Consider the following 24,805-nt stretch of genomic DNA (forward strand, 5'->3'; position numbering starts at 1 on the left):
GGCAGCGGCCCGATTCGGTGGCGACTGTGTCGCGCAAGGCGATCTGTATACTGCACCATGCCGCTGTATACAAGAGGAGGCAAAGCATGCCCGAGCGAACTGAGGAACAGAAGGCCTTCGCGGATTCGATCCGCGCATTTGCTGCCAAGTACCTGGCCGACGGCGCTCTCGAGCGAGCGCACGACCCGCATTACTCCTGGGACACGGCGAAGCTTCTCGCAAGCCAGGGGCTCCTCGGTCTCACGATTCCCGAGGCCGATGGCGGTCAGGGTGCGAGCCTCATGGACGCCGTGATCGCGATCCAGGAGCTCGCCCTCATCTGCCCCAAGAGCGCCGACATCGTCCAGGCCGGGAACTTCGGAGCCATACGGACCCTCGCCGAGTTCGCGACCCAGGAGCAGAAGGAGCGCTACCTGCCCGCGCTACTCGAGGGCCGCGAACTGATCGCGCTCGCCATGAGCGAGCCCGAGGCCGGCTCTGCGGTGACCGAGCTTGGGACGACGGCCACCGAGGACGGCGACGAATACGTCATCAACGGAAGCAAGATCTGGTCGACCCACAGCTCGGACGCCACGGTCTACCTGGTCTACGTGCGCTTCGGCTCCGGCACCGACGGGATCGGCTCGGTGCTCGTCGATCGCGGCACCCCCGGTCTCACCGTCGGTGAGCCGAGCGCCTACATGAGCGGCGAGGCGTGGTCGCAGCTCTACTTCGAGGACTGCCGGATCCCCAAGGAGAACATCCTGCTCGGGCCCGGTGGCTTCAAGAAGCAGATGAGCGGATTCAACGTCGAGCGGATCGGCAACTCCTCCCGCTCGATCGCGATCGGCCGCCACGCCTTCAACCTGGCTCGTGAACACGTTCTCCAGCGAGAGCAGTTCGGCCGTCCGCTGTGCGAGTTCCAGGGCCTGCAATGGAAGTTCGCCGAGGCCGCCGTCGCCCTCGACTCCGCCCAGTTGCTGCTGGAGCGCGCGGTGAACAACGCCGTGAACGGCCTTCCGTCGGCGTACGACACGGCCGTGGCCAAGCTGGCCGCGAACGAGGCGGGCTTCCTCGCCGCCAACACCGCGATGCAGGCCATGGGTGCCATGGGCTACAGCACCGAGTCGCTGGTCGAGTACTGCATGCGTCGCACCCGGGGCTGGATGATCGCCGGTGGTTCCACCGAGATCCTCAAGAACCGCATCGCCGAGTCCGTCTTCGGCCGCCGGTTCAGCCAGCGGGGCCGAGCATGACCACGACCACGACACCGGAGCTCGCCACCTCGCTGTACGCGCCCCGGTCGATCGCGCTGATCGGCGCCTCGGCCGACCCGCTCAAGGCGTCCTCACGGCCCCTCGGCTTCCTGCGCGAGTCCGGCTACGCCGGTGCCGTGTACCCGATCAATCGGCGCGGTGGCACCGTCGGCGGACAGCCGGTTTACCAGTCCCTTGAAGAGCTTCCGGAAGTGCCCGAGCACGCCTTCGTCATGACGCCCACCGCATCGGTCCTCGACACGGTCGTCGCCTGTGGCCGGGCCGGCGTCAAGGTAGCGACCATCCTGTCCGGCGGATTCGCCGAGGTAGGCGAGGAAGGTGCCGCTCGGCAAGATGAGGTCCTCAAGGCGGCGCGGACACTGGGCATCCGGTTGCTGGGGCCGAACAGCCTGGGCATCGCCAACCCGCATAACGGGCTGCTGCTGACGGCCAACGCCGCCTTCGCCGAGCCCGATCTGCCGCACGGCGGCCTGTTCGTGGCTTCGCAGTCCGGGAGCATGATCGGGGCCCTACTCTCACGCGGCGCGGCCAAGGGCATCGGGTTCTCCCGCCTGGTCTCGGTCGGCGCGGAGATGGACCTGAGCATCGGCGAGCTGTGCTCTGCGACCCTCGACGACGACGCGGTCACCGGCTACCTGCTCTTCCTCGAGACCACCCGGCACCCTGAGGACCTGCGCCGCTTCGCCCAGGGTGCCGCCGAACGTGGCAAGCCCGTCATCGCGTACAAGCTGGGCCGCTCGGACATGGCCGCGCAACTGGCCGCCTCGCACACGGGTGCCCTCGCGGGCGAGGACGACGTCGCCACGGCCTTCCTCGCCGATCTCGGCATCCCCCGGGTCAACACCCTCGACGGACTGCTGGAGGCCGTTCCGCTGGTCGGCAAGACCGCCGCTGCCTCCGTGGGCAGGCCGCGCCGGGTCGGGGTGGTCACCACCACCGGCGGCGGCGCCGCCATGGTGGTCGACCAGTTGGGCCTTGCCAGCATCAAGGTGGCCGGCGCGTCCGAGGAGACCTTGCGCCGGATGTCGGACGCGGGGGCGGTCGCCGAGCCGGGGCTCATCACCGACCTGACCCTCGCGGGCACCCGCCCAGACGTGATGGGGGCCGCTCTGGAGGTGTTGTCGACGGCGCCGGAGTTCGACCTGCTGCTCGCCGTCGTCGGCTCGTCCGCACGCCACGCACCCGAGCTCGCTGTGGCGCCCATCATCGAGGTCGCGAAGAGCGGCAACGGCCACCCGATCGCCGCTTTCATCGTCCCGGACGCCCCGGCGGCGCACGGCATGCTGACCGCAGCTGGGGTCCCTGCGTTCCGGTCTCCAGAGTCCTGTGCCGACGGCATCGCCGCCGCCCTGAATCGGAGGCCCGCCCGGCCCGGCCATCTCGCCGTGTCCGGGGCGGAGTCCACCGTCCTGGCCGATGAGGCCGAGTCCTACAGCGTTCTGGCTGCCGCCGGCGTACCCGTGACGCCCCACTGGGTCGTGAATCTCGGAGACCTCGCAGTCAACAGGCTGCCGACAGAGGTCACCTACCCGGTCGCGGTCAAGGCCCTGTCCGATCGATTGGCCCACAAGAGTGACGTGGGCGGCGTCGCACTCGGTGTCACCTCGCCCGACGAGCTCGTCGCCACCGCCGAACGGATCCGGTCCGACGTTGCCCGGCTGGCCGACGTGACCATCGAGCAGGTGCTGGTACAGGAGATGGCCTCCGGCATCGGGGAAGTCCTCGTCGGCTACCGGATCGACCCGCACTGCGGCCCCCTGGTCCTGGTGGCAGCCGGCGGCACTCTGGCCGAGGTCTACGCCGACCGCAGCATCCGCATGGCACCCGTCGACTTCGCGACCGCCCATGACATGCTTGAGGAAATCGTGGCCCTCAAGTCCCTGCGCGGTTTCCGGGGAGCGCCCCCCGGCGACCTCGGCGCGCTCGCCGACGTCGTCGTACGCATGTCCCAGCTGGCACACCACGCCGACGTCGTGGAAGCCGAAGTCAACCCTCTGCTCGTCCGTGCACACGGAGAGGGCGTCACCGCCGTCGACGGTGTGGTGCGCTTCCGAGCCGAGTCGGTCCCCAACGATGACGCAAAGAAAGAGGGGCGAGCCGCCCATGCCTGAACGACTGCCCGACCTCGTCAACATCGATGCCGCGCTGACCCACTGCGGCCGATACGTCACCGCCACCATGCTGCTCGACCTCGGTGACGCGAGCTACCTGGTCCACATTCAGGAGGGCCGGATCATCGCCGTCGAGCCCAAGGGCCGGGTGATGCCGGTGTGGACCTTCGCGCTGCGCGCACCCCGCGAGGAGTGGGACCAGTTCTGGGCCCCGCGCCCCGCGCCCGGCTCGCACGACATCATGGCGCTCATGCGCCGGCAGGTCATGACCGCCGAGGGCGACCTGCACCCCTTCATGGCCAACCTCCGCTACTTCAAAGACGTCCTCGCCACGCTGCGCCGGAAGGAAGGTACCCGATGAGTGCCACGTTCGAGCCGATCACCGGCCGTTACCTCCGCGTCGCCATCGAGGGCGTGGAGCACCGGGTCTACGTCGAGGAAGCCGGCCGCGGCATTCCCCTCATGTGCCTGCACACCGCCGGATCCGACGGGCGCCAGTACCGGCACCTGATGAACGACGCTTCCGTGACCGATCGGTTCCGGGTGATCTCCTTCGACATGCCTTGGCACGGCAAGTCCTCCCCTGCGCCTGGCTGGCGTGACACCGAATACGAGCTCACGGCCGACTCCTATGCGGCCGTGATCCACACCGTGATCGACACGCTCCTACTCGACCGGCCCGTGCTGATGGGTTGTTCCATCGGCGGCCGCATCGTGCTCAAGCTGGCGCGGGACACCCCGGAGAGGTTCCGGGCCCTCATCGGGCTGCAGTCTGGCGCGAAGGTCGCGCCGTACTACGACCGCGAGTACCTTCACCGGCCCGACGTGCACGGCGGAGAGCTGTGCGCGGCGTTGATGTCGGGCCTGATCGGTCCGGATGCGCCCGAGGCCGACCGCGACGAGACGCTGTGGCACTACGCCCAGGGCGGCCCCGGCGTGTTCAAGGGCGACCTGCACTTCTACAAGGACGAGAGCGACGACGACGAGGCGCTGGCGCTCATCGACACCACGCGTTGCCCGCTGTACCTGCTCACCGGCGAGTACGACTACTCGTGCATGCCGGCGGATACCGAGGTGCTGGCCAAGAAGATCGCGGGCACCGAGGCGGTCATCATGTCCGGTCTCGGCCACTTCCCGATGAGCGAGGACCACGCGCTGTTCATGAGCTACCTGGCCCCGGTGCTCGACCGGATCGAGGCGGCGGACTGATGAGCAAAACCACCACCCAGAACGCGGTCACCGTGCCCGTCCGGTACGAGGTTGAGCACCGGGTCGCCGTACTGACCATCGACAACCCTCCCGTCAACGCCAGCACGGCCGCGGTCCGCGCGGGATTGCTTGCCGGCGTCACCCAGGCCGCGAACGACGACGACGTCGTTGCCATCGTGCTGATCGGGAACGACCGCGCCTTCATTTCGGGTTCCGACCTGCGAGAGTTCGACGGGCCGCTGCCGGAGCCGCAGCTTCCCCAGGTGATCGCCGCCGTCGAAGCCTGCCCCAAGCCCGTGGTGGCCGCCCTGGCCGGGGCCGCCCTGGGCGGCGGGTTCGAGCTCGCATTGGGCTGCGACGCGCGCGTCGCAGCCCACTCTGCACTGGTCGGCCTTCCGGAGGTCAGCCTCGGCATGATCCCCGGTGCCGGCGGCACTCAGCGACTGCCACGCATCGTCGGAACGGCACGCGCGATCGAGCTGGTCTGCGGCACCCGACGGGTAAAGGCCGCCGAAGCACTCGAACTCGGCATCGTCGACGCACTCGCCGACGGCGACCTGCGCGACTTCGCCGTCTCCTACGCGGCGACCACAGCCACCAAGCGGGTCCTCATCTCCCAGCCCGTGCCGTCGGGCCCGGCCGATGCCGTCGACGCAACCGCGCAGACCGCCCTCTCCCGCGGGAAGGGGCGGCCCCACGTGGTTGCCGCGGTGGGAGCCGTACTGCTCGCCTCGGCGGTCGGGGCGCCGGAGGCGCTCCGACACGAGCGGGCCGAGTTCAACAGGCTCCGGCTCGGCTCTGAGGCATCCGCCCTGCGTCACCTGTTCTTCGCCGAGCGGGCCACCGCTCGCGAGTACCGCCGAACCGGAACCCGCGAGGTCCGTCGCGTCGGCGTGGTCGGCGCCGGCACCATGGGCTCCGGAATCGCCCGGGCCGCCCTCGACGCGGGGTACACCGTCGTCCTCGTGGAAGCCGACGCGCAGGCACTCGCCGCCGGTTCACAGCGCATCGCCGAGGGCTACGCACGCGCCGTCAGCCGGCAGCACCTGTCTGACGAGGCCCGACGCGATCGGCTGGACCGACTTACCAGCTCGCTGACGTACGCCGACCTGGCCGCGTGCGACCTGGTCATCGAGGCCGTCTTCGAAGAGCCGGACGTCAAGTGCTCCGTGCTGGCTCAGATCGACGCCGTCGTCCGGCCCGACACCGTCGTGGCGTCGAACACCTCGTACCTCGACCTCGACGAGTTGGCGGCATCGACCGCCGACCCGACGCGCGTCGTGGGCATGCACTTCTTCAGCCCCGCCCACGCCACCAAGGTCGTCGAAGTCGTCCGGGGCACGGCGAGCACCGACGCGGCCGTGGCGACCGCCATCGCCGTGGGCCGAGCTCTGCGCAAGGTACCGATCGTGGCGGGAGTGGGCTTCGGATTCATCGGCAACCGTATCTTCAACGCCTACCGTCGCCAGTGCGAGCTGATGCTCGAGGAAGGCGCTCAGCCCTGGCAGGTCGACCAGGCGTTGCAGGGCTTCGGGTTCGCGATGGGGCCGTTCGCCGTCGCCGACATGTCCGGTCTCGATATCGCCTGGAGGATGCGCAAGGGCCAGGCCGCGACCCGAGACCCCAGGGCACGGTACGTCCGTATCGCCGACCTGCTGTGCGAGGAGGGGCGGCTCGGCCAGAAGACCGGGAAGGGCTGGTACGCCTACCCGGCCGGCTCCACCACGCCGGTACGGGACCCCGAGGTCGAGGCGCTGGTCGAGGGCGAGTCGGCTCGGGCTGGCATTGAGCGCCGACCGTTCTCGGGCGACGAGATCGTACAGCGAGCCGTGCTCGCCATGGCCAACGAGGCGGCGCTGGTCCTGGGCGAAGGCATCGCTACCCGAGCCTCTGACGTGGACCTCATGCTCACCCTCGGCTACGGGTTCCCCCGTCACCAGGGCGGCCCGGCCTTCTGGTCCCGGTGGCAGGACCCGCAGGAACTCCTCGGCCGGCTCGACGAACTCGCCACCGCGACGGGGCACGGCTTCGTCCCCGGTGACCTGTCACTGCTGACCAGGGAGTGAAGCCATGACGGAAGAGATCATTCGCTATCCCCAGCCAGCGATGTACATCGCCGGCGAGTGGACCTCCGGCAACGGCACTGAGACGCTCGGCGTCCTCAACCCGGCCACCGGTGAAGTCCTGGGGGAGGTGCCGCTGGGTGCCGAACAGGACATCGCCGCGGCTCTGGAGGCCGCCTGCGCGGCTCAGGACACTTGGCGTGCCACCTCGCCGACCGAGCGGGCCGACATCCTGCGGAGCGCCGCGGCGATTCTCCGTCGGGACGTCGACGACGTAGCCCGGCTCACCACCCTCGAGCTGGGCAAGCCGTTGCGCGAGTCCCTGATGGAGGTGTCCATCGCGGCCGAGCATCTGGAGTGGGCGGCCGAGGAGGCACGCCGCGGCTACGGGCGGATCATCCCGGCCCGAGCCCCCGGCGTCATGCAGGCGAGTCGTCGTGAACCCCTCGGCCCCATCGCCGGATTCGCGCCCTGGAACGCGCCCCTCATCACTCCGGCGCGCAAGATCGCCTACGTGCTCGCCGCCGGCTGCACGCTGGTGCTCAAGCCCTCGGAGGAGACGCCCGCGTGCGCGGTGCTCCTTGCCAGGGCACTCGAGGAGGCGGGTCTGCCGCCTGGCGTGCTGAACATCGTGTTCGGAGAGCCGACTCGCATCAGCGCTCGACTGCTCGGCGACCCGCGTATCAAGGGCGTGACGTTCACCGGGTCCACGGCTGTGGGGCGCATCCTGGCCGGGCTGGCGGCACCCTCGATGAAGCGGCTGACGCTCGAGCTGGGCGGGCACGCTCCCGTCATCGTGACGGCCGACGCCGACATCCTCGCCGTCGCCAGGTCCGCCGTTGTGGCCACCTACCGCAATTCCGGACAGATCTGCGTGTCTCCCAGTCGCTTCTTCGTGCACGAGAGTGTGCACGGCGAGTTCGTCGACGCCTTCACGAAGGCCGCCTCGTCTTTGGTCGTCGGGAACGGCCTCGACGAGCGGACCCAGATGGGCCCGGTCGCCAACGAGTCCCGCATCCAGGCGATGGACGGTTTCATCCGTGACGCACGTGAGCGCGGGCTCGACATTCCGGTGGGGGGCGAGCGGATCGACGGCCCGGGCACCTTCTGGGCTCCCACTCTGATCGTCGACGCCGGCGACGAGTCGCTCATCGCCAACGAGGAACCCTTCGGTCCGCTGGCGGCTACGTTCCCGTTCGCGACGCTGGACGAGGCGATCTCCCGGGCGAATCGGCTGCCGGTCGGACTGGCCTCGTACGTCTGGACCGACAGCCTGGCCGACGCGGCCCGCTGCATGGACGAGATCAACGCCGGCTCCGTCGTCGTCAACCGGTGGCAGGCGTCGATCCCGGAGACGCCCTTCGGCGGTTACGACGACAGCGGCATCGGGATCGAGGGCGGTGTCGAGGGCATCGCGGCCTTCCAGCGGACCAAGTACACCGCGCACGGTTAGGCCGGCATCCGCCTCGGGGCTCCACCGGTCACGGTCCGCGGCCTCAGACGGCCGCGGACCGTCCACTGGCACCTCGAGACCTCCGGCCCGTTCGATCGGATCCGGCGCGACGACGTCGCCACACCCCCTACAACGTTTACTTCCACCCTCGCCAGGAAGGCACCGACCCATGCGTGAAGCTGTTGTCTGCGAGCCCGTCCGCACCCCCATAGGCCGCTACGGCGGCATGTTCAAGAGCCTGACGGCGGTCGACCTCGGAGTGACCGCCCTCAAGGGACTGATCGATCGCACCGGCATCGCACCCGAGGCGATCGAGGACGTCATCCTCGGCCATGCCAACGGCAACAGCGAGGCGCCGGCGATCGGCCGGGTCGTCGCGCTCGACGCTGGTCTGCCTGTCACCGTGCCCGGCCTGCACGTCGACCGCCGCTGCGGGTCGGGCCTGCAAGCAGTCATTTACGCCGCCCTTCAGGTGCAGAGCGGGGTGCACGAGGTCGTCGTCGCCGGCGGCACCGAGAGCATGAGCAACGCCGCGTTCTACTCCGTCGACATGCGGTGGGGCGCGAGGAGCGGCATAGCGATCCATGACGGGCTCGTGCGTGCCCGCGAGACTGCGGGCGGCAAGAGCCACCCCGTGCCTGGCGGCATGCTCGAAACGGCCGAGAACCTGCGGCGCGAGTACGGGATCCCGCGCGAGGAGCAGGACCGGCTGGCGTTCCTCTCGCACCAGCGGGCGGTCACGGCACAGACCGAAGGAATCCTGGCCGAGGAGATCGTGCCGACCACGGTGAAGACCAGGAGCGGCGAGCTCGTGATCGACACCGACGAGCACCCACGCGCCGACACCTCGCTGGAGTCCCTGAGCAGGCTCAGGCCGATCCTGGCCGCCTCCGACCCGGAAGCGACCGTCACGGCCGGCAACTCCAGCGGGCAGAACGACGCGGCTGCCATGTGCCTGGTCACCATGCCCGAGCGCGCCGAACGGCTCGGACTGCGGCCGCTGGCCCGCCTCGTGTCGTGGGGTGTCGCCGGCGTCACTCCCAAGACCATGGGCACCGGACCCGTTCCCGCCACTGCCGCCGCTCTCCAGCGTGCCGGGCTCACTCTGAACGACATGGACGTGATCGAGCTCAATGAAGCCTTCGCGGCTCAGGCGCTCGCCGTCATGCGCGAGTGGAAGTTCGGCGACGAGGACTTGGAGCGCACGAACGTCCACGGCTCCGGTATCTCCCTCGGCCATCCGGTCGGGGCTACCGGGGGGCGGATGCTGGGGACGCTGTGCCGTGAGCTGCACCGTCGGGAAGTCCGCTACGGTCTAGAGACCATGTGCATCGGCGGTGGGCAGGGGCTGGCTGCCGTCTTCGAGCGGGTGTCGGCCTGACCTCCTATGCACTGGTGTCCCGGTACCTCTTGATCCCGACTTAGCGCTCGCTAAACTCCTAGGGTTGGTTAGACGGGTCTGTTTGACAGGGGGAGCGAGTACATGGCGACGCAGGAGTCCGTGGATTCCTCTGAACGCGCGGTTCAGGAGATGGCGGCACGGATCGGTGACTGGCGGACGTTCGCCCCGCTCGATCTGCCGGCGACGCTCGCCGGCGCGCTCGATGCGTTCCGCGAGCACGGATATCACGGCACCGCCGTGCGTGACATCGCTCGACGGGTCGGAGTGACCGTACCGGCGCTCTACTACCACCACGAGAACAAGCAGGCCATGCTCGTCGCGCTGCTGGAGCGGGCCATGGGGGAGGTGCTGGCGCGAGCCCGCCTGGCCGACGTCGCAGCCGAGGGACGGGTGCTGGAGAGGTTCGCCAATGTCGCCGAGTGCATCGTGTTGCACATGACCCACCGGGTGGCGACTGCGGGACTCGACGCGGAACTTCGCTACCTGGAACCCGCTAACCGCAAGCGGTACGCAGTGCTGCGAAAGGAGCTCGAAGACCTGGTGCGCGGCATCCTCGATGAGGGCGTCGCTCAGGGGCTGTTCGAGGTGGATCACGCTGCGGACACCACGCGGGCGTTGCTCGGCATGTGGCAGGCGGTCGCGACCTGGTACCACGACGAGGGGTCTTTGTCGCCGCAGGAGATCGCCGACAGGTACGTCTCGATCTCGCTCCGGGCGGTGGGTGCTCGGGTGCGTCCCGCGCGGCGCGCGGATTCCGCGGCGTAGCCTCCAGCGGAGCGGTACGGGACCTGCAGGGCCGGTTCGCCTGTGGTCTCCGGATCACGGCGTTTTCTTCTCCTGCCTCCTTCTGTCACCGCGGTCGGTGGGCGCTCCTCTGCCCTGCGCGGTGGAGGTGCCGAGTAGGCGCAGCGCCACCAGGCTGGAGACCAGCCCTTCACCCGTCCGCGGGTCCCAGCCTGTCGCTTCGTGCCACCGATCGAGGCGGTACGCGACTGAGTTGGGATGAAGGTTCAGCGCACGGCCGGCTGCGGCGTTCGAGAGGCCATTCTCGCCAAAGGCGCGGACGGCTTCGGTGAGGTGGGGCGACCTGCGCGCCGTCTCCATGGCGCGGGCGAGGAGGGGTGCCAGTCGCGGGACCTGGGGTGCCAGGGTGATCGTCAGCCAGTCCTCGGAGTACCGAACGGTGTCTCCCCGGGTTCCCGCTGTGCTCAGCGCGGCCGCCGCGTCGCGGATGCTGTCGCTTGCCCCGTCCAGCCCTTCGCGGGTCAGGCCGATCCCTACCGTTCCGGGCGCGGGCTTCTCCGTGGCTCGGATGATGTTCAGGACCCGCTCCGCCGGGGCGCGTTGTGCGAGCACGACGACAGAGGCCCCGCGAGTGACGCAGTGGCTGACGCCCGCGATCGAGGCCAGTCTGCGCTGAAGGGTTTCGACCAGCTCGTCGGGCCAGTCGTCGGCGGACATGCAGTGCGCCTGGAAGCGGCCGTCCGGCTGGAAACCCAGGGCACGGGCGAAGGCACGGGCGGCCTCCGTGTCGGGCTCGCCCGCGGCGAGCGCGTCGAGGAAGCGGTGGCTCAGGGTGATGCGGGCCGCCCGCCCTCTGCTGCTCTCCTCGCCGTGCGCGTCGGCGATCGCGCCGGCGATGATGCGCACCCACCCCCACAGCAGTCCTGCCTCGTGAGCAAGCGGGCCGGCCACCTCAGGGTCATGGCTCGCCACCTCTTTCAGCAGCGTCTCCCAGGTTTCCCTGTGGGCGATGTGGCAGACGTCGAACAGCAGGGGCAATGGCGTACCTATACGGGCCTGAGCCGCGCCGAGCTCCCGAGCTGCGGTGACCTGGTCGGAGTTGGGAGGCTGGCGTTCCGCGACGCCTGCCAGCAGGTCACTTACCAAGCGGCGCACCCACTCCCGTTGGGTTTCTTCGGGAGCCACTGTGTGGTCCGGGTGGCCCTGCCAGAGGATCCGCAGGATGCGCTGCACCAACTCCGACATGCGCCTGGTGGCGACTTCGTCGCACAGCGTTGCGATTCGGCGTCTCGTCTCACTCTCCACAACGTTCAGCGTCGCACGACGAGGCGGTCCTGCGTTTCGTGGATTCCACAAGAATCCCGGTCTCTTCTTCGCTGCATCCTTGATGAACGAGGCCTTGGGCGGCGCGCAGAGTGTGGGTTGTACGAAACCCGCCGACCAGGGAGGAATCCGCGATGACGGCCAAGCCTGTGTACGAAGCCAACGCACCCGAGGACTACGAGCGACTCGGCATCAAGCCCGGCGAGATAGCGCAGTTCGAGGACGGGATGCGTACCGACGGTGAGCCCGGTACCTACGAGTGGTGGTACTTCGACGCGCACCTCGACGACGGAGCCAAGGTGGTCGTGGTCTTCTCCACGAAGCACTACACCATCCCCGACGCTCCGGTGACGCCCATGATCGAGATCGACCTGGACCTTCCGGACGGTCGGTCGTTCGTTCGCCAGCTCACGTTCTCGCCCGACGAGTTCCACGCGGCCAAGGACCGCTGCGACGTACGCATCGGGGACGGCGTCTTCGAAGGTGATCTCCACACCTACACGATCAAGGCTCAGGTTGGCGAGGTGGCGGTCGACCTCCGCCTGGAGGGCGAGGTTCCCGCCTGGCGGCCCGGCTCGGGGCATCTGTACTTCGGGGAAGGGGAGGAGCGCCGCCTCTTCGCGTGGCTGCCGTCGGTCCCGAAGGGCCGTGTCACCGGTAGCTACTCCGTCGACGGAGTGGAGCACAGTGTGACCGGCGGTAACGGCTACCACGACCACAACTGGGGCGACGCACCCATGGGCAGCCTCATGCACGACTGGTACTGGGGCCGTGGCGATGCCGGCGACTACACCACGATCACCGCCTACATCGTCGGTGAAGAAGAGTACGGGTACGCCCCGACGACCTACTTCATGCTCGCCAAGGGCGGCGAGATCATCACCGACAACGTGAAGTCCTCTGTGGAGTTCTCGACGGGGCGGGTCGATGCCGATCCTCGGAGCGGGAAGCCGGTGGCGGACATCACCCGATACGTCTCCGCCGAGGGTGCCGAAAAGTACACGACCACTTTCACCAGGGACAAGACCGTCCTGGTGCAGCCCATGGTGGACACCATGGCGCCCGAACAGCGGCAGGCCGCCCTGGCAGCTGGGTTCGACGGCGCGTACCTGCGCTTCGTCGGTGACCTGGAGATCACTCACGAGCGCGACGGTGCCCTGGTCGACTCGGCGACCCAGGACGCCTTGTGGGAGCTGATGTACTTCGGCCACACCCGTCAGCCGGGCGTCTGAGCAAGCCGAAGCGCCGGAGTGATCGCCTGACGAAATCTGTTCAGCACGTCACATTCATCACCCTCTTCGAAACGAAACAATGTCGTTTTCGAAGAGGGTGATGTCATGACGACCCTCACCCTGGAAGCTGGCCGATTGCACACGTCGCCCATGGGCGGCCCGATTCGAGCTCGTCCAGGCGGTCGGCACGGGCGCCCTGGCCGGAGCCTCCGGCCAGTCCTGCGCCACGATGCGGTTTTCCTCCGCGGCCCCGGCGGGCGCCAGTTGCGCGCCGTTCTGGGCGAGGCGGCACACAACTCGATCCCCGCCGACGCATTGACCGCGGCCTTCGTCCTGCCGCTGCGCCACCGCGTACCTGCTGCGTGCCCTCGGTGTCGCTGCCGGACCCCAGTCGGGCCCGGCGGTGACTGACGCGTGAGAGGCGGGCGAGCGCCGGGCGGTGCCGCGCGTCAGCGAGCAGTCTTCCTGCCAGCGGCGAGGTCCCTACCGATGATCTCCTTCATGATCTCGGTCGTGCCTCCGTAGATGGTCTGGATGCGCGAGTCGATGAAGGCCCGGGCGATGGGGTACTCGAGCATGTAGCCGTAACCACCGTGCAGCTGGAGGCAGCGGTCCACGGTCTTGGTCTGGAGCTCGGTCGTCCACCACTTGGCCTTTGCCGCGTCGACGGCGGACAGCGAGCCATCGTTCAGCGCCTCGATCGCCCAGTCTACGTAGGAGCGGGTAACTTCGGCCTTCGTCGTCAGTTCCGCGAGCAGGAAGCGGTTGTGTTGGAAGTCCAGGACGGTGCTGCCGAAGGCGGTGCGCGAAGCGCAGTAGTCGATGGTCTGTTCCAATGTGGTCTCCGTGACGCACTGCGCGGTGACGGCGATCGACATGCGCTCGCGCGGCAGGCGCTCCATGAGGTGCATGAAGCCGCGACCTTCGGTGCCGAGGAGGTTGGACGTCGGCACGCGGACAGAGTCGAAGAACAGCTCCGCGGTGTCCTGGCCGTTCAGTCCGATCTTGTCGAGCTTACGGCCGCGCGTGAAGCCAGGGGTGTCCCGCTCCACGACGAACAGGCTCATCCCGCGCGCTCCGGCGGCGGGATCCGTGCGGGCCAGAACGATGGCGAGGTCGGCGTGGATCCCGTTGCTGATGAAGGTCTTGGCGCCCTCGATGACCCATTCGTCCCCGTTGCGGACGGCGGTGGTGCGGATTCCCTGAAGATCGCTGCCCGCGCCGGGCTCCGTCATGGCGATCGCGCCGATGGCGTCGCCGCTGCACATACCGGGGATCCAGCGCTGCTTCTGGCTTTCTGTGCCCAGATCCAGCAGGTAGTGCAGGACGATGTCGTCATGGACGCCGAAGCCTGAGTCGAGCGAGGCCGCGCCGGCTCTGGCAAATTCCTCCATCATCACGCATCGGTATCGGAAGTCGTCCTGCCCCGCGCCTCCGTACTCCTCGGGTGCGGCCAGCCCCAGCAGTCCCTGCTTGCCGGCAGCCGTCCATACGCGTCGGTCGATGAGGTGCTCCTCCTCCCAGCGCTGCTGGTGAGGAGACACCTCCCGGGCGAGAAACTCCCGCACGACGTTTCGGAAGTCCTCGTGGTCCCGGTCGTAAAGGGTGCGCTGCACGGTCGGCTCCTTGAGGCAGGTCGCGATCAGTGGATCTACTTAGCGTTCGTTCAGTACGTTAGGCGTCTTGGAGAGGGGAGGTCAATACCGTTTGGCCGGCCGTGCTGGCGTGGCAGCTGCGTACACCTGGCTGCCGCCCTTGACCGGCCCTGCTTTCCTCGCTTAGCGTGCTTAACGATCGATAAGTAAGTATCGGCTCGTGGAGTGCGAGCGATCATGGCCGCGGTCAGAAGGGCTGCTCCCAGAGCATGCGACCGGGTGATGGCGCACCTACCACCCGCGTAGCCGCAGGCACATCGAGCCATCGTCGATTTGCAGCCAGCGTTCCTGCCCGAACTGCGAGGAGAGCATCGTCATGTACACCGGTTGGGGCGTCGATTCGGGACTCGACCACGTTTCGTGGTTGCGGAGACTCGTGGACGCGGCGCCGACGAGGCCATACGACCTGCTCGGCATCCGCGTCGCAGCCGCCGAAAAGGGCACGGTCGAGATGGAGTGGCTTCCTGGGGAGTCGGCCCTGAACCGCGAGGGCGTCGTACACGGTGGCTACATCGCGGTGGCCCTGGACGAGGTCTGCGGGGTCGCCGCCGTGAGCGCCAGCGAGCCGGCCACTCCCGTCGTGACCATGAGCCTGAACGTGGACTACATTCGCCCCCTCTTGCCTGGGCAGCGGTACCACCTGATCGGGACCGTGCTGCGGAACGGTCGCCAGCGCACGTTGGTGAGAGGCACCGTCACCGACGGATCGGGGCAGCTGTGCGCGCACGCAACCGCTTCGTTGACTCCCAACCGCAAGCGGCTGGCGTCGCCGGCCGCTGACTCCCGCACCGCAACACCCAACGGCAGGTAGGAAGACAGGAAATGAGCACCATGAGGATCGTTGTCTGTGTGAAGTACGTGCCGGACGCCACGGGCGACCGGCACTTCGCCGATGACCTGACCGTCGACCGCGACGACGTCGACGGCCTGCTGTCGGAGCTCGACGAGTACGCGGTCGAGCAGGCGCTACAGATCGCGGAAGAGGCCGACGACGCCGAGGTCACCGTCCTGACCGTCGGCCCCGAGGACGCCAAAGACGCGCTGCGCAAGGCGCTGTCCATGGGTGCCGACAAGGCCGTCCACGTCGAGGACGACGACCTCCGCGGCACCGACGTCATGGGCACCTCGCTGGTGCTGGCGAAGGCGATCGAGAAGGCCGGTTACGACCTGGTCATCGCCGGTATGGCCTCCACCGACGGCACCATGGGTGTCCTCCCGGCCATCCTCGCCGAGCGCCTGGGTGTCCCGCAGGTCACGCTGCTCTCCGAGGTCAAGGTCGAGGACGGCAAGGTGACCGGCCGTCGTGACGGCGACACCGCGTCCGAGCAGCTGGAGGCTTCGCTTCCGGCCGTCGTGTCGGTGACGGACCAGTCGGGCGAGGCGCGCTACCCGTCCTTCAAGGGCATCATGGCCGCCAAGAAGAAGCCGGTGGAGTCCCTGGACCTGGAGGACCTCGAGATCGAGGCCGACGAGGTGGGTCTCGAGGGTTCGTGGACCGCGGTCGACTCGGCTACCGAGCGTCCGGCCCGCACGGCCGGCACGATCGTCAAGGACGAGGGCGAGGGCGGCAAGCAGCTGGCCGAGTTCCTCGCGAGCCAGAAGCTCATTTAAGGCTCGCGCGAGCCGCTGAAGTCCGCCCCCTTTTCGTTCGCAGGAGATTGAATCCCCATGGCTGAGATTCTCGTCTACGTCGACCACGTCGACGGAGCCGTCCGCAAGCCCACCCTGGAGCTGCTGACCCTGGCCCGCCGCCTCGGCGAGCCCGTCGCCGTCGCGCTCGGCAACGGCGCCGCCGACACCGCTGCGGCCCTGGCCGAGCACGGTGCCGTGAAGGTCCTGACCGCCGACGCCCCCGAGTTCACCGAGTACCTCGTCGTCCCCAAGGTGGAGGCCCTGCAGGCCGCGTACGAGTCGGTGTCCGCCGGGGGCTCCCTGGCCGCCGTGCTCGTCCCGTCCTCCGCCGAGGGCAAGGAGATCGCCGCCCGCCTCGCGGTGCGCATCGGCTCCGGCATCATCACCGACGCCGTGGACCTGGAGGCCGGTGACGAGGGCCCGGTCGCGACGCAGTCCGCGTTCGCCGCCTCCTTCACCACCAAGTCCCGTGTCTCCAAGGGCACCCCGGTCATCACGGTCAAGCCGAACTCGGCCCCCGTGGAGGCCGCCCCGGCCGCCGGCACCGTCGAGGCGCTCGCCGTCTCCTTCTCGGAGAAGGCCCACGGCACCAAGGTCGTCTCCCGCACCCCGCGCGAGTCCACCGGCCGCCCGGAGCTGACCGAGGCCGCGATCGTCGTCTCCGGCGGCCGTGGCGTCAACGGCGCCGAGAACTTCGGACTCATCGAGGCGCTCGCCGACTCCCTTGGCGCGGCCGTCGGTGCCTCGCGTGCCGCCGTCGACGCCGGCTGGTACCCGCACTCCAACCAGGTCGGCCAGACCGGCAAGTCGGTCTCGCCGCAGCTGTACATCGCCTCCGGCATCTCCGGCGCGATCCAGCACCGCGCGGGCATGCAGACCTCGAAGACCATCGTCGCGATCAATAAGGACGCCGAGGCCCCGATCTTCGACCTCGTCGACTACGGCGTGGTCGGCGACCTCTTCGACGTCGTCCCGCAGCTGACCGAAGAGGTCAAGACCCGCAAGGGCTGATCTGAGGTCGTTGCACCATCGAGTGCGAAACACTCCCTGTTGATGCTGCTCAGCGCGGTGAGGGAGTAGTAGTGAATCGAGCCGCTGCGGCTTCTGGGCCCGTGTACGCCGGCCGAGAAGCCGCAGCGGCTGCGTGACGCGTCGGCGATTTGAGGGCGAGGCGAAGAGGCCTACCGTGCCTGGTCACGGGGCGCTGGCCGCACCCTCGCCCCCACGGCGCGCAGCGTGATCGCCACATAGCGATCGGCGATCTCCTCCGGCCGCAAGGGACCCTCGGCGCGGTACCAGCTCGTTACCGCTTGGCACATTCCGAGCAGGGCTCGTGTGGTGTCCGGGGCACTCTCCACTTCGAACAGCCCTTGGGACACTCCGTCTTCGATGATCTCGAGCAGCAGCTGTTCCAGTTCCTTGCGCTGTGCTGCGTATTTCTTCCGGTTGGCGGGATCCAAGTAGCGCAGCTCGGAGTCGAGTCCGGCCGTCGCTGACCGATGCGTCATGTGCAGCACGATGGCCTCGATGACGTTGGCGAATCGGTCGAGCGTGCGGCCTTCGGCCTCCGCGTCTGCCAGCCTGGCGCGCTGCAGGACCTCGCCCATCCCGACCTCAAGCAGTGCGACAAGCAGTCCCTGCTTGTTCTCGTACCGGTAGTAGATCATGGGCAGGCTCACCTCAGCCTGGCGTGCTACGTCCCGCACCGAGGTCCCGTGGTAGCCATGCTCGCGGAACTGCTCGAGGGCTGACAGCAGAATGGGAGTAAGAGCGCGCGGGGGGAACGCCCGCCAGTCGTCGACTCGTGTCCCAAGATCCGAAGCCGAGTCCTCGCCCGACTTACCAGCCGCCATGGCCCCTACCCACCTATCCCTTCCGTGTACGCCGATAGAGCATCGACAGTCTATCGAACGTTACGTAGGTTGTGCTCCTGTCGCTACTCCCACCACAAGATTGACGCAGAGCCGACAGCGTGGCGGTCCCGTTTCACCTTGCCTTCGCTGATTTCTCGGCCGATCCTGGAGATGGCCTTTCACGGGACGGGAGGTCAGGGTGACCAGCATGAACCCATCCGACGGGCTGGCTAACAGCCCGCTTCCGCTGAACGAGGGGCCCCACACGTCCGTGGCTGTCGCCGTGACGGACGCCGGGGGTCGTGTGTGGCCCACTGGAGCCGCGAGGCGCAGCGCCTGACGGGATACGTCCCGAGCGACGTGATCGGCATGCCGTTGGCCGATCTCTTCGATGCCGACGGATCGGAGTTCCGGCACCGTGACGGGCGCCGGCTCGGCATCAGGCCGCGCTTCCACCCGCTGCTCGATGCAGAAGGGCGCGAGACCTTCCTGGTGACAATGGACTCGGCCACGGAGGTGGACGCGCCAGTGGACGACGTGCTCATGGAGTGGTTGTTCGACCAGCAGTCGATGGCGCTCGCTGTGTACGACTGTGACGCAAGGGTGCTGCGCACGAACGAGGCGATGAGGGTCGTCGCGGGTTTTCCTGAGATCGAGGTGCGAGGTCTGCGCACGACCGAGTTCCTCGAGGGGCCCGCGTACGAGGAAACCGAACGGAGGATGCTGAGGACATCGGCAAGCTCCGGGGTGACCAACAGCAGACGCTCCTGGTCGGTTTTCGACGGTGCGATCTGCAGCAGAGGAACAACTTCCCCGGTGCTGGGGAGTTTGTAACTGATGATGCTGTGGTGTCCGAGCTCCAGGAGCTCTTCGATCCTGATGCCCGTGTGCCTGAGGATCTCGACCGTTGCCCAGCCCCAGAACGCCCTCTTCTCCTCCGCCCGGAGGTTGCGGCTCCGCCCGGCTCCGTCGATGACGGAGGAGGGCTTCCCATCAGATCGGGCAGAGGAGCGAGGAAGCGTAAACGTCTCCCCGAGCAGGGTGAAGTCGGCGCCGAGGGCCGTGTTCTCCATAGCGTCCAAACGAGCCTTGGCAGCCTTCAACTGCTCCCTGGCCGTGCGAATGAGCGCAGGTAGGACAGGCAGACGTTCCCGGGTCCGCCGGTCCGTCCTGATCTTCTGCTCCTGCTCCATCTTTTTGACCGAGCAGTCCGCTTCCGTGAGCGGGCTCGGGGCTGCCCAGAGGCCCCAACGTTCCGGCTCGTCGACAGCCCACTGGGCAATGTCCAGGTAGAAGGTCCGAACGAGGCTCTTGACGGAAGCCGCACTCTCCCGCGGCTCGGTGACCACCACAGTCGTCCCGTCCGGCCGCCGCCGGGAAACGGACTTGACCGCGATGCGGGCCTTCCAGGCGTCACTCACCTCACGAGGCAGACGCAAGGAGTCGATGCCGGGATGGTGATGCTCCAGATCTGCCCAGAACAATCTCGCGAGAGCCATCGACAAGGGCACCAGGCTGTTGAAGTCCACTGAGCACTGTGCATCGTGAAGTTGCAGGTCACGGGTCTGGTGTGCGCGAGGTTCGGGATGCTCGTGCTGGTCACGGGCGGATGACTTCGGCGAAGATCGTCGGTCACCTGGAGACTTCACGGTTCGTCAGTACCAGCAGAGCCCTCACCAGGGCGGTCGCCCACCTCGGGTCGGTGCGTACTTTGCCGAGGACCCGCCAGTTCTTCAGGTGGGCGAAGCCGTGCTCGACCGGCGCCCGGACGGCTGCCAACGCCTTGTTGGACAGCTTCTGCCCTCGCGTGAGCGGCCGGTTCCGGGCGGCCTTGTAGCCGGTGATCACCGCCGGGTCAGCGTCAGGCCCGCTGTCGTCAAGCCCCACGAATCCCAGGTCGGCGATCGCTCCGAGCCCGGCCGCCCGCAACTTCTGCGTGAGTTTGTCGCGACGACAGGCGGTGATCTCCGAGGTCCGTCCTGGCCGGGCCGCCGAGACCCAGAGCAGTCGGCCCTTGTCGTCGGTGAGCGCGATCACGAGCAGGCCATGGTGTTTGTGCTTGCCCGAGTGTGCGCCGTGAGGCGCTTGTTGTTCGAGTGGAGGTGAAAGACCACCACCATCGCCCTGTCGCAGCAGGGCGGTTGAAGCTGGGGGCAGCCTGAACCGGGAGGTGCCGGGGAGGGCGGGAAGCAGCCCCGACAAAGCCGGGACGTGCCAGTACTGCCAGATGGTGCGGGTCCGGCAAGCGAGACGGAGAGGAGTACGCGAGGAACCGGTGTCTACGCCTCCTTAAGGCACGCCAGCTCGAACCTGGTGGATCAGGGCTGGATGCGGTGCGTCCCTGCAGGATATTCGGCTGGCAGGGAACTTCCCGGGCGGTCTATTTCGGTCGTGCGGGGAGGCCACGGTGAAGTGCTGCGGGGTAGCCGTGGCGAGGCCGCGGGGGCATAGCCGGGCTCCTACTCCGACGATCGAACAGCGAGTGAACACGGGAACCGTCCCGGTTCCGCCCTCCTGCCGCGCGTCCAGCGCGGGCGGAGGGCTGGGTCCATCGTCGGCCGATCGGGCCGGGACGGGGCGGAGCCGCCGTAGTACTCCGAGCCGGGGAGAGCCCGGCACATGGGGAAGGGCGGCAGCGGTTTCGAGAAGGGAAGGAGGCTGCAATGCCGAAAGACGCACCGCTGAACAGTGGTGCTCCCGAGGCCCCGGTGGGGTCTCACCAGCGGGTATCGGGGATGCAGACCAAGCTTCACCGTTGGGCGGCGGCCGACCACGGCCGCAGGTTCGACGATCTGTTCAACCTCGTATGCGACCCGGCGACGCTGCTCGTGGCGTTCGAACGGGTCGCGGGCAACAAGGGAGCCCGAACCCCGGGCGTCGACGGCCTCACGGTCGTCAACGTCGAGCGGGAACTCGGTCTCCCGGGCTACCTGGAGGACCTGCAACGCGTACTGAAGACGGGTGAATTCCGCCCGCTGCCGGTACGCGAACGTAAGATCCCCAAGCCCGGCGGGAGCGGGAAGGTGCGCAAGCTCGGCATCCCGACCGTCTCCGACCGGGTGGTCCAGGCGGCCCTCAAGCTGGTGTTGGAGCCGATCTTCGAGGCCGACTTCCTGCCGGTCTCCTACGGTTTCCGGCCTATGCGGCGCGCACACGACGCGATCGCCGAGATCCACCGCTAGGGCACCAACGGCTATCGCTGGGTGCTGGACGCGGACATCGAGGCGTGCTTCGACTCCATCGACCACGCGGCCCTGATGGACCGGGTGCGAGCGCGGGTCAAGGACAAGCGCGTGCTGCGGCTGGTCAAGGCGTTCCTCAAGGCCGGCGTCCTCACTGAGGGCGGCGGCCGAGAGGAGACCTTCACCGGCACCCCGCAGGGCGGCATCCTCTCCCCGCTGCTGGCGAACATCGCCCTGTCCGCGCTCGACGAGCACGTGATGGAGCCGTGGGAGCCGGGCGGGAGGATGTCCACCAGGGGCAGGCGGGCACACCACCGTCACCACGGCCGCCCGAACTGGCGCATCGTCCGCTACGCGGACGACTTCGTCGTCCTGGTCGACGGCAGCCGCGACGATGTCGCCCGCCTGCGCGAGGACATCGCCGACGTACTGCACCCTCTCGGGCTGAGGCTGTCACCGGCCAAGACTCAGATCGTGCACATGTCGGAAGGGTTCGACTTCCTGGGGTTCCACATCCAGTGGCGCCGCAAGCGAGGTTCGAACAAGTGGTACGTCTACACCTTCATCGCCGCGAGGCCCATCCGGCAGCTGAAGGACAAGATCCGTACCCTGACGAACAGAACGTCGCAGCAGGACCCGGGGACCGTACTGAAGAGGATCAACTCGATTCTGCGCGGCTGGGTCAACTACTTCAAGCACGCGGTATGCAAGACCACGCTGAAAGCCCTGGACCACTTCGTATGGCGACGGGTGACCAGCTGGTGGATGGTGCTGCATCGCTGGAGGCGGAAGGACGTCCGCCGACGCTTCACCGACCGCAATGGCCGGTGGCACAGGCTCTCGGCGGACGGGATCGAACTGTTCCCCATGGTCACGATCGCGGTCACCCGCTATCGCTACCGGGGCAACACGATCCCCAACCCCTGGGTCCTCAACCACGCTTGAACGGCAGAAACCGTGGAGAGCCCGGTGCGGTGAGAGCCGCACGCCGGGTTCGGCGAGCGGCACGGAGAAACGGGCCGGTGGCAACACCGGCACCGCGCTCCGTGCCGACTCAACAGTTCTTCCGGTTTTCCTTCCCGGTGCGCCGCCGGGTGCGGATCAGCGAGCCGTCCAGCAGGACCACCCCGCCACCCGTTCGGGCGATCTTCTTCAGGGCCCTGTCCAGGCGCGGGGCGCGGACGGCCAGCAGGCCGACGACCTCCCTGACCCACCGTGTCACGGTGGTGCGGTGTATCCCGTTGCCGCCGGCCAGGTCACCCGGCCGCTGGTCACAGCGCAGCACTGCCAGCACGATGGCGGCGATCTTCCCGGCGGGCAAGGCCCGCCACCGCGAGCCGATCTTCTTGCAGTGGCCGCGTATCAGGCCGGCGAGCCAGTTCAGGGTGGCACTCGACAGCGGGAGGCGGGCGGTGTAGACAAGGCCGTCACGGCCCTCGACGACATGGTTGTTTTTCTTCACACCAAACTCAACTGCCGCCGGGGGCCCGCTGGTTACGCATCACGCGGCCGCCGGGCAAGGACAAGCTGCCCCTGACCAGGGAGACGGCTATGCACAGCAACGCGAACGATAGTGAGTGAGTTCTACCGGTGGTTGCTTCACCATGCCCGGGTGTTGGGCTGGGACCTCGATGAGACCGAACAGATGGACGGTGTCCCGGTCCCCCGCAGGCACTTCTTCCTCGTGTGGGCAACGGTCGCACTGGATACCGGCACTCACCCCCGCACAGACCGAGCAGCTCGCCCGCGGCCCTTCCTGGCGCTGGCGTGGCATCCGGAAGAAGCGTGTCCGCAGCGATGCGTACGTCGGCCAGGACGTGCATGCACTGACGGATTGCTCCCAAGGTGGATGAGGTGAATACGGCTTCCACCACTGCTGGCCGCTCGGAGGCGGGAAACGCGGCGCGGGACGTTCAGGAGGGCTTGGCCCGTGGCCTCCATAGCGGTGAGGTACTCGGCGCCGTCCCTGGCATCTGCTGCCACGACATCCGCCGATCCGCCCGACGGGCTCTCCCTCCCTCCTGGCCCTCCGCTCCGCCACTCTGGTGCACAGCGTCCACCGTTCGGGCGGATGCCACTGTCGTCGGCGCGTGGCCGTGGGGCTCGTGAAATGCGCATGCCTACGCTCCGGCTGACAGGCCGCCGGCCTTCCTCGTGACTTCAGCCGGGCATCATCCCGCCCGGCCGTACAACTTCTTTGGGGAGAGACGTGACCCGGTCCAATACCCGTTCTGCGCCGGCCCGGATGGTCATCGGCCTGGTCCTCGCCTCAGCTTGGCTGGCCGGCTGCGCGGGCCACGCACCGATGGGAAACCAACCCGCCGCGGAGGGCGGCGCCGCGCCGACGGGCCCGGGCCCGGGCCCGCAACTGCAGGACCCGCCGGAACTGGTCAGCCGCAACGGCGCGCTCAAGGCGACCATCGTGGTGGAACGGCGCAAGGTCCGGGTCGGCGATCACCAATTGTACGCGACGACCTACAACGGGGCGTACATGCCTCCCACCTTGCACGTACGACCCGGCGATCGCATCGACCTCACCATGATCAACCGCATCGACGAGGACACCAACGTGCACACGCACGGGCTCCACGTCTCGCCGCGCGCCCCTGCCGACGACATCTTCATCGCCATCAAGTACAACCACTCGTACCACTACTCGTACCAGCTGCCGCGCCATCAGCCCACCGGCACCTATTGGTACCACTCACACGCCGACATGAAGTCCGCTGCCCAGGTCGCAGGCGGCGAGTCCGGCGTCGTCATCGTCGACGGTCTGCGGCACTACCTGCCCCCGTCGTTGCACGGCATCACCGAGCACACGATCGCGCTCAAGGACTTCCAGGTCCAGGGCGACTCGATCAAGACCCACCCCCTGAGCATCGGCGCACCCACCAACCGCACCGTCAACGGCCAGACGAACCCCGTCATCAACATCCGGCCGGGCGAGACACAGTTGTGGCGGCTGGCCAACATCGGCGCCAACATCTACTACAAGCTCCATCTCCCGGGCACCCGCTTCCACGTGATCGCCCAGGACGGCATTCCCGTCCGGAAGGTCTACACCCAGGACACGCTGGTCGTCTCCGCAGGCGCCCGCTTCGACGTTCTCGTCCAGGGTGGCAGTCCCGGCACCACCCCGCTCGAAACCCTCCCGTACAACACCGGCCCGGCCGGAAACCAATTTCCCCAAGCGCCCCTCGCGACCGTGGTCACCGGCGGCACACGCATGAAGCAGGCCACTGTCCCGACCGGCTTCGCCCCGCACGAGGACCTGAGCAGCGCAACGATCGCGGCACGCAAAGCCGTGGTCTACACGGAAAACAAGGCGGGCACGAAGTTCTACATCAACGGCCGGATGTACGACCCCCAGCGCATCGACTTCACCTCCGTCCTCGGCACGGTTGAGGAGTGGACCATCCGCAACGACACGGACGAGGACCACAGCTTCCACATCCACACCAACGACTTCCAGCTGATGAGCACGAACGGGAAGGCCCACGAGCCCTCCCACGGCTGGTACGACACAGTGAACGTGCCCACGCGCAGCAAGATCGTCATCCGCATCCACTTCACCGACTTCACCGGCAAGACCGTCCTGCACTGCCACATCCTCAACCACGAGGACATGGGCATGATGACCGTCCTCGACATCGTCCCGCCCCGCAGCCAGGAGTCACGCAGCAAGTGACC

At 68.0% G+C, this 24,805-nt stretch carries 20 protein-coding genes and 2 pseudogenes; 17 read left to right on the forward strand and 5 right to left on the reverse strand.

Annotation, left to right across the window (positions count from 1 at the left end):
* Positions 1–86: 86 nt before the first annotated feature.
* The 8 genes from AB0E67_RS30650 to AB0E67_RS30685 all read left to right on the forward strand — a co-directional run bounded on the left by AB0E67_RS30650 (position 87) and on the right by AB0E67_RS30685 (position 10,259).
* A complete protein-coding gene (locus AB0E67_RS30650) occupies positions 87–1,235 on the forward strand; it encodes an acyl-CoA dehydrogenase (RefSeq protein WP_362032755.1) in 1,149 nt (382 codons plus the stop codon).
* Positions 1,232–3,367 carry an acetate--CoA ligase family protein gene (locus AB0E67_RS30655; protein ID WP_362032757.1) on the forward strand — a complete coding sequence of 712 codons (2,136 nt, stop codon included), beginning with the start codon at positions 1,232–1,234 and terminating at the stop codon, positions 3,365–3,367. The genes AB0E67_RS30650 and AB0E67_RS30655 overlap by 4 nt, the downstream gene beginning before the upstream one ends.
* Positions 3,360–3,728 (forward strand): hypothetical protein, encoded by a 369-nt coding sequence (locus tag AB0E67_RS30660; protein WP_362032760.1) that lies wholly within the window; start codon positions 3,360–3,362, stop codon positions 3,726–3,728. The genes AB0E67_RS30655 and AB0E67_RS30660 overlap by 8 nt, the downstream gene beginning before the upstream one ends.
* Positions 3,725–4,576 carry an alpha/beta hydrolase gene (locus AB0E67_RS30665; RefSeq protein ID WP_362032763.1) on the forward strand — a complete coding sequence of 284 codons (852 nt, stop codon included), beginning with the start codon at positions 3,725–3,727 and terminating at the stop codon, positions 4,574–4,576. The genes AB0E67_RS30660 and AB0E67_RS30665 overlap by 4 nt, the downstream gene beginning before the upstream one ends.
* Positions 4,576–6,642 carry a 3-hydroxyacyl-CoA dehydrogenase NAD-binding domain-containing protein gene (locus tag AB0E67_RS30670; RefSeq protein ID WP_362032766.1) on the forward strand — a complete coding sequence of 689 codons (2,067 nt, stop codon included), beginning with the start codon at positions 4,576–4,578 and terminating at the stop codon, positions 6,640–6,642. Before AB0E67_RS30665 ends, AB0E67_RS30670 begins: the two co-directional genes overlap by 1 nt.
* A gap of 4 nt (positions 6,643–6,646) precedes the next feature.
* On the forward strand, positions 6,647–8,092 hold the full coding sequence (locus AB0E67_RS30675) for an NAD-dependent succinate-semialdehyde dehydrogenase (RefSeq protein WP_362032769.1): 1,446 nt from the start codon (positions 6,647–6,649) through the stop codon (positions 8,090–8,092).
* Positions 8,093–8,261: 169 nt separating this feature from the next.
* Complete coding sequence (locus AB0E67_RS30680) at positions 8,262–9,473, forward strand: acetyl-CoA C-acetyltransferase (RefSeq protein WP_362032772.1); 1,212 nt, start codon at positions 8,262–8,264, stop codon at positions 9,471–9,473.
* A 102-nt stretch (positions 9,474–9,575) separates the two neighbouring features.
* A complete protein-coding gene (locus AB0E67_RS30685; protein WP_362032775.1) occupies positions 9,576–10,259 on the forward strand; it encodes a TetR/AcrR family transcriptional regulator in 684 nt (227 codons plus the stop codon).
* Between the two features lie 54 nt (positions 10,260–10,313).
* On the opposite strand, the gene AB0E67_RS30690 is transcribed toward AB0E67_RS30685, so the two are convergent.
* Positions 10,314–11,543 carry a helix-turn-helix domain-containing protein gene (locus AB0E67_RS30690; protein WP_362032778.1) on the reverse strand — a complete coding sequence of 410 codons (1,230 nt, stop codon included), beginning with the start codon at positions 11,541–11,543 and terminating at the stop codon, positions 10,314–10,316.
* Between the two features lie 152 nt (positions 11,544–11,695).
* Here AB0E67_RS30690 and AB0E67_RS30695 point away from each other — a divergent pair, with 152 nt between their 5' ends.
* Positions 11,696–12,793, forward strand: coding sequence for a lipocalin-like domain-containing protein (locus AB0E67_RS30695; RefSeq protein ID WP_362032780.1), 1,098 nt, complete (start codon positions 11,696–11,698; stop codon positions 12,791–12,793).
* Between the two features lie 449 nt (positions 12,794–13,242).
* On the opposite strand, the gene AB0E67_RS30700 is transcribed toward AB0E67_RS30695, so the two are convergent.
* Positions 13,243–14,409 (reverse strand): acyl-CoA dehydrogenase family protein, encoded by a 1,167-nt coding sequence (locus tag AB0E67_RS30700; protein ID WP_362032783.1) that lies wholly within the window; start codon positions 14,407–14,409, stop codon positions 13,243–13,245.
* 355 nt (positions 14,410–14,764) lie between these two features.
* On the opposite strand from AB0E67_RS30700, the gene AB0E67_RS30705 reads away from it, so the two are divergent.
* From AB0E67_RS30705 to AB0E67_RS30715, 3 genes are read left to right on the forward strand one after another with little or no spacing between them, the layout of a single operon-like run.
* Positions 14,765–15,259 (forward strand): PaaI family thioesterase, encoded by a 495-nt coding sequence (locus AB0E67_RS30705; protein WP_362032786.1) that lies wholly within the window; start codon positions 14,765–14,767, stop codon positions 15,257–15,259.
* An 11-nt stretch (positions 15,260–15,270) separates the two neighbouring features.
* Entirely contained in the window at positions 15,271–16,059 is a 789-nt protein-coding gene (locus AB0E67_RS30710) for an electron transfer flavoprotein subunit beta/FixA family protein (protein WP_362032790.1), read from the forward strand.
* A 57-nt stretch (positions 16,060–16,116) separates the two neighbouring features.
* Positions 16,117–17,091, forward strand: a complete 975-nt coding sequence (locus AB0E67_RS30715) for an electron transfer flavoprotein subunit alpha/FixB family protein (RefSeq protein WP_362032793.1) — start codon at positions 16,117–16,119, stop codon at positions 17,089–17,091.
* Positions 17,092–17,261: 170 nt separating this feature from the next.
* On the opposite strand, the gene AB0E67_RS30720 is transcribed toward AB0E67_RS30715, so the two are convergent.
* Entirely contained in the window at positions 17,262–17,933 is a 672-nt protein-coding gene (locus AB0E67_RS30720) for a TetR family transcriptional regulator (RefSeq protein ID WP_362032796.1), read from the reverse strand.
* Between the two features lie 306 nt (positions 17,934–18,239).
* Between AB0E67_RS30720 and AB0E67_RS30725 the strand changes: the two genes are divergently transcribed.
* A complete protein-coding gene (locus AB0E67_RS30725) occupies positions 18,240–18,767 on the forward strand; it encodes a PAS domain-containing protein (RefSeq protein WP_362032799.1) in 528 nt (175 codons plus the stop codon).
* A 798-nt stretch (positions 18,768–19,565) separates the two neighbouring features.
* Here the strand turns inward: AB0E67_RS30725 and AB0E67_RS30730 are convergent.
* The gene (locus AB0E67_RS30730; RefSeq protein WP_362032802.1) at positions 19,566–20,135 is read right to left on the reverse strand and encodes a transposase family protein; all 570 of its coding nucleotides are present in this window, start codon (positions 20,133–20,135) and stop codon (positions 19,566–19,568) included.
* A 533-nt stretch (positions 20,136–20,668) separates the two neighbouring features.
* Here AB0E67_RS30730 and AB0E67_RS30735 point away from each other — a divergent pair.
* From AB0E67_RS30735 to AB0E67_RS30745, 3 genes and pseudogenes are all read left to right on the forward strand, one after another.
* The gene (locus AB0E67_RS30735; RefSeq protein WP_362032805.1) at positions 20,669–21,115 is read left to right on the forward strand and encodes a reverse transcriptase domain-containing protein; all 447 of its coding nucleotides are present in this window, start codon (positions 20,669–20,671) and stop codon (positions 21,113–21,115) included.
* 18 nt (positions 21,116–21,133) lie between these two features.
* Positions 21,134–21,619: pseudogene (locus AB0E67_RS30740) on the forward strand (reverse transcriptase/maturase family protein); the annotation flags it as partial.
* Positions 21,596–22,060, forward strand: a complete 465-nt coding sequence (locus AB0E67_RS30745; protein WP_362032842.1) for a group II intron maturase-specific domain-containing protein — start codon at positions 21,596–21,598, stop codon at positions 22,058–22,060. The pseudogene AB0E67_RS30740 and the gene AB0E67_RS30745, both read left to right, overlap by 24 nt.
* A gap of 115 nt (positions 22,061–22,175) precedes the next feature.
* On the opposite strand, the pseudogene AB0E67_RS30750 reads toward AB0E67_RS30745, so the two are convergent.
* A pseudogene (locus tag AB0E67_RS30750) lies at positions 22,176–22,577 on the reverse strand (IS5/IS1182 family transposase); the annotation flags it as partial.
* A 747-nt stretch (positions 22,578–23,324) separates the two neighbouring features.
* On the opposite strand from AB0E67_RS30750, the gene AB0E67_RS30755 reads away from it, so the two are divergent.
* Positions 23,325–24,803 carry a multicopper oxidase family protein gene (locus AB0E67_RS30755; protein ID WP_362032808.1) on the forward strand — a complete coding sequence of 493 codons (1,479 nt, stop codon included), beginning with the start codon at positions 23,325–23,327 and terminating at the stop codon, positions 24,801–24,803.
* Positions 24,804–24,805 lie beyond the last annotated feature (2 nt).

Source organism: Streptomyces sp. NPDC032161, from assembly GCF_040636995.1.
Lineage (GTDB): Bacteria > Actinomycetota > Actinomycetes > Streptomycetales > Streptomycetaceae > Streptomyces.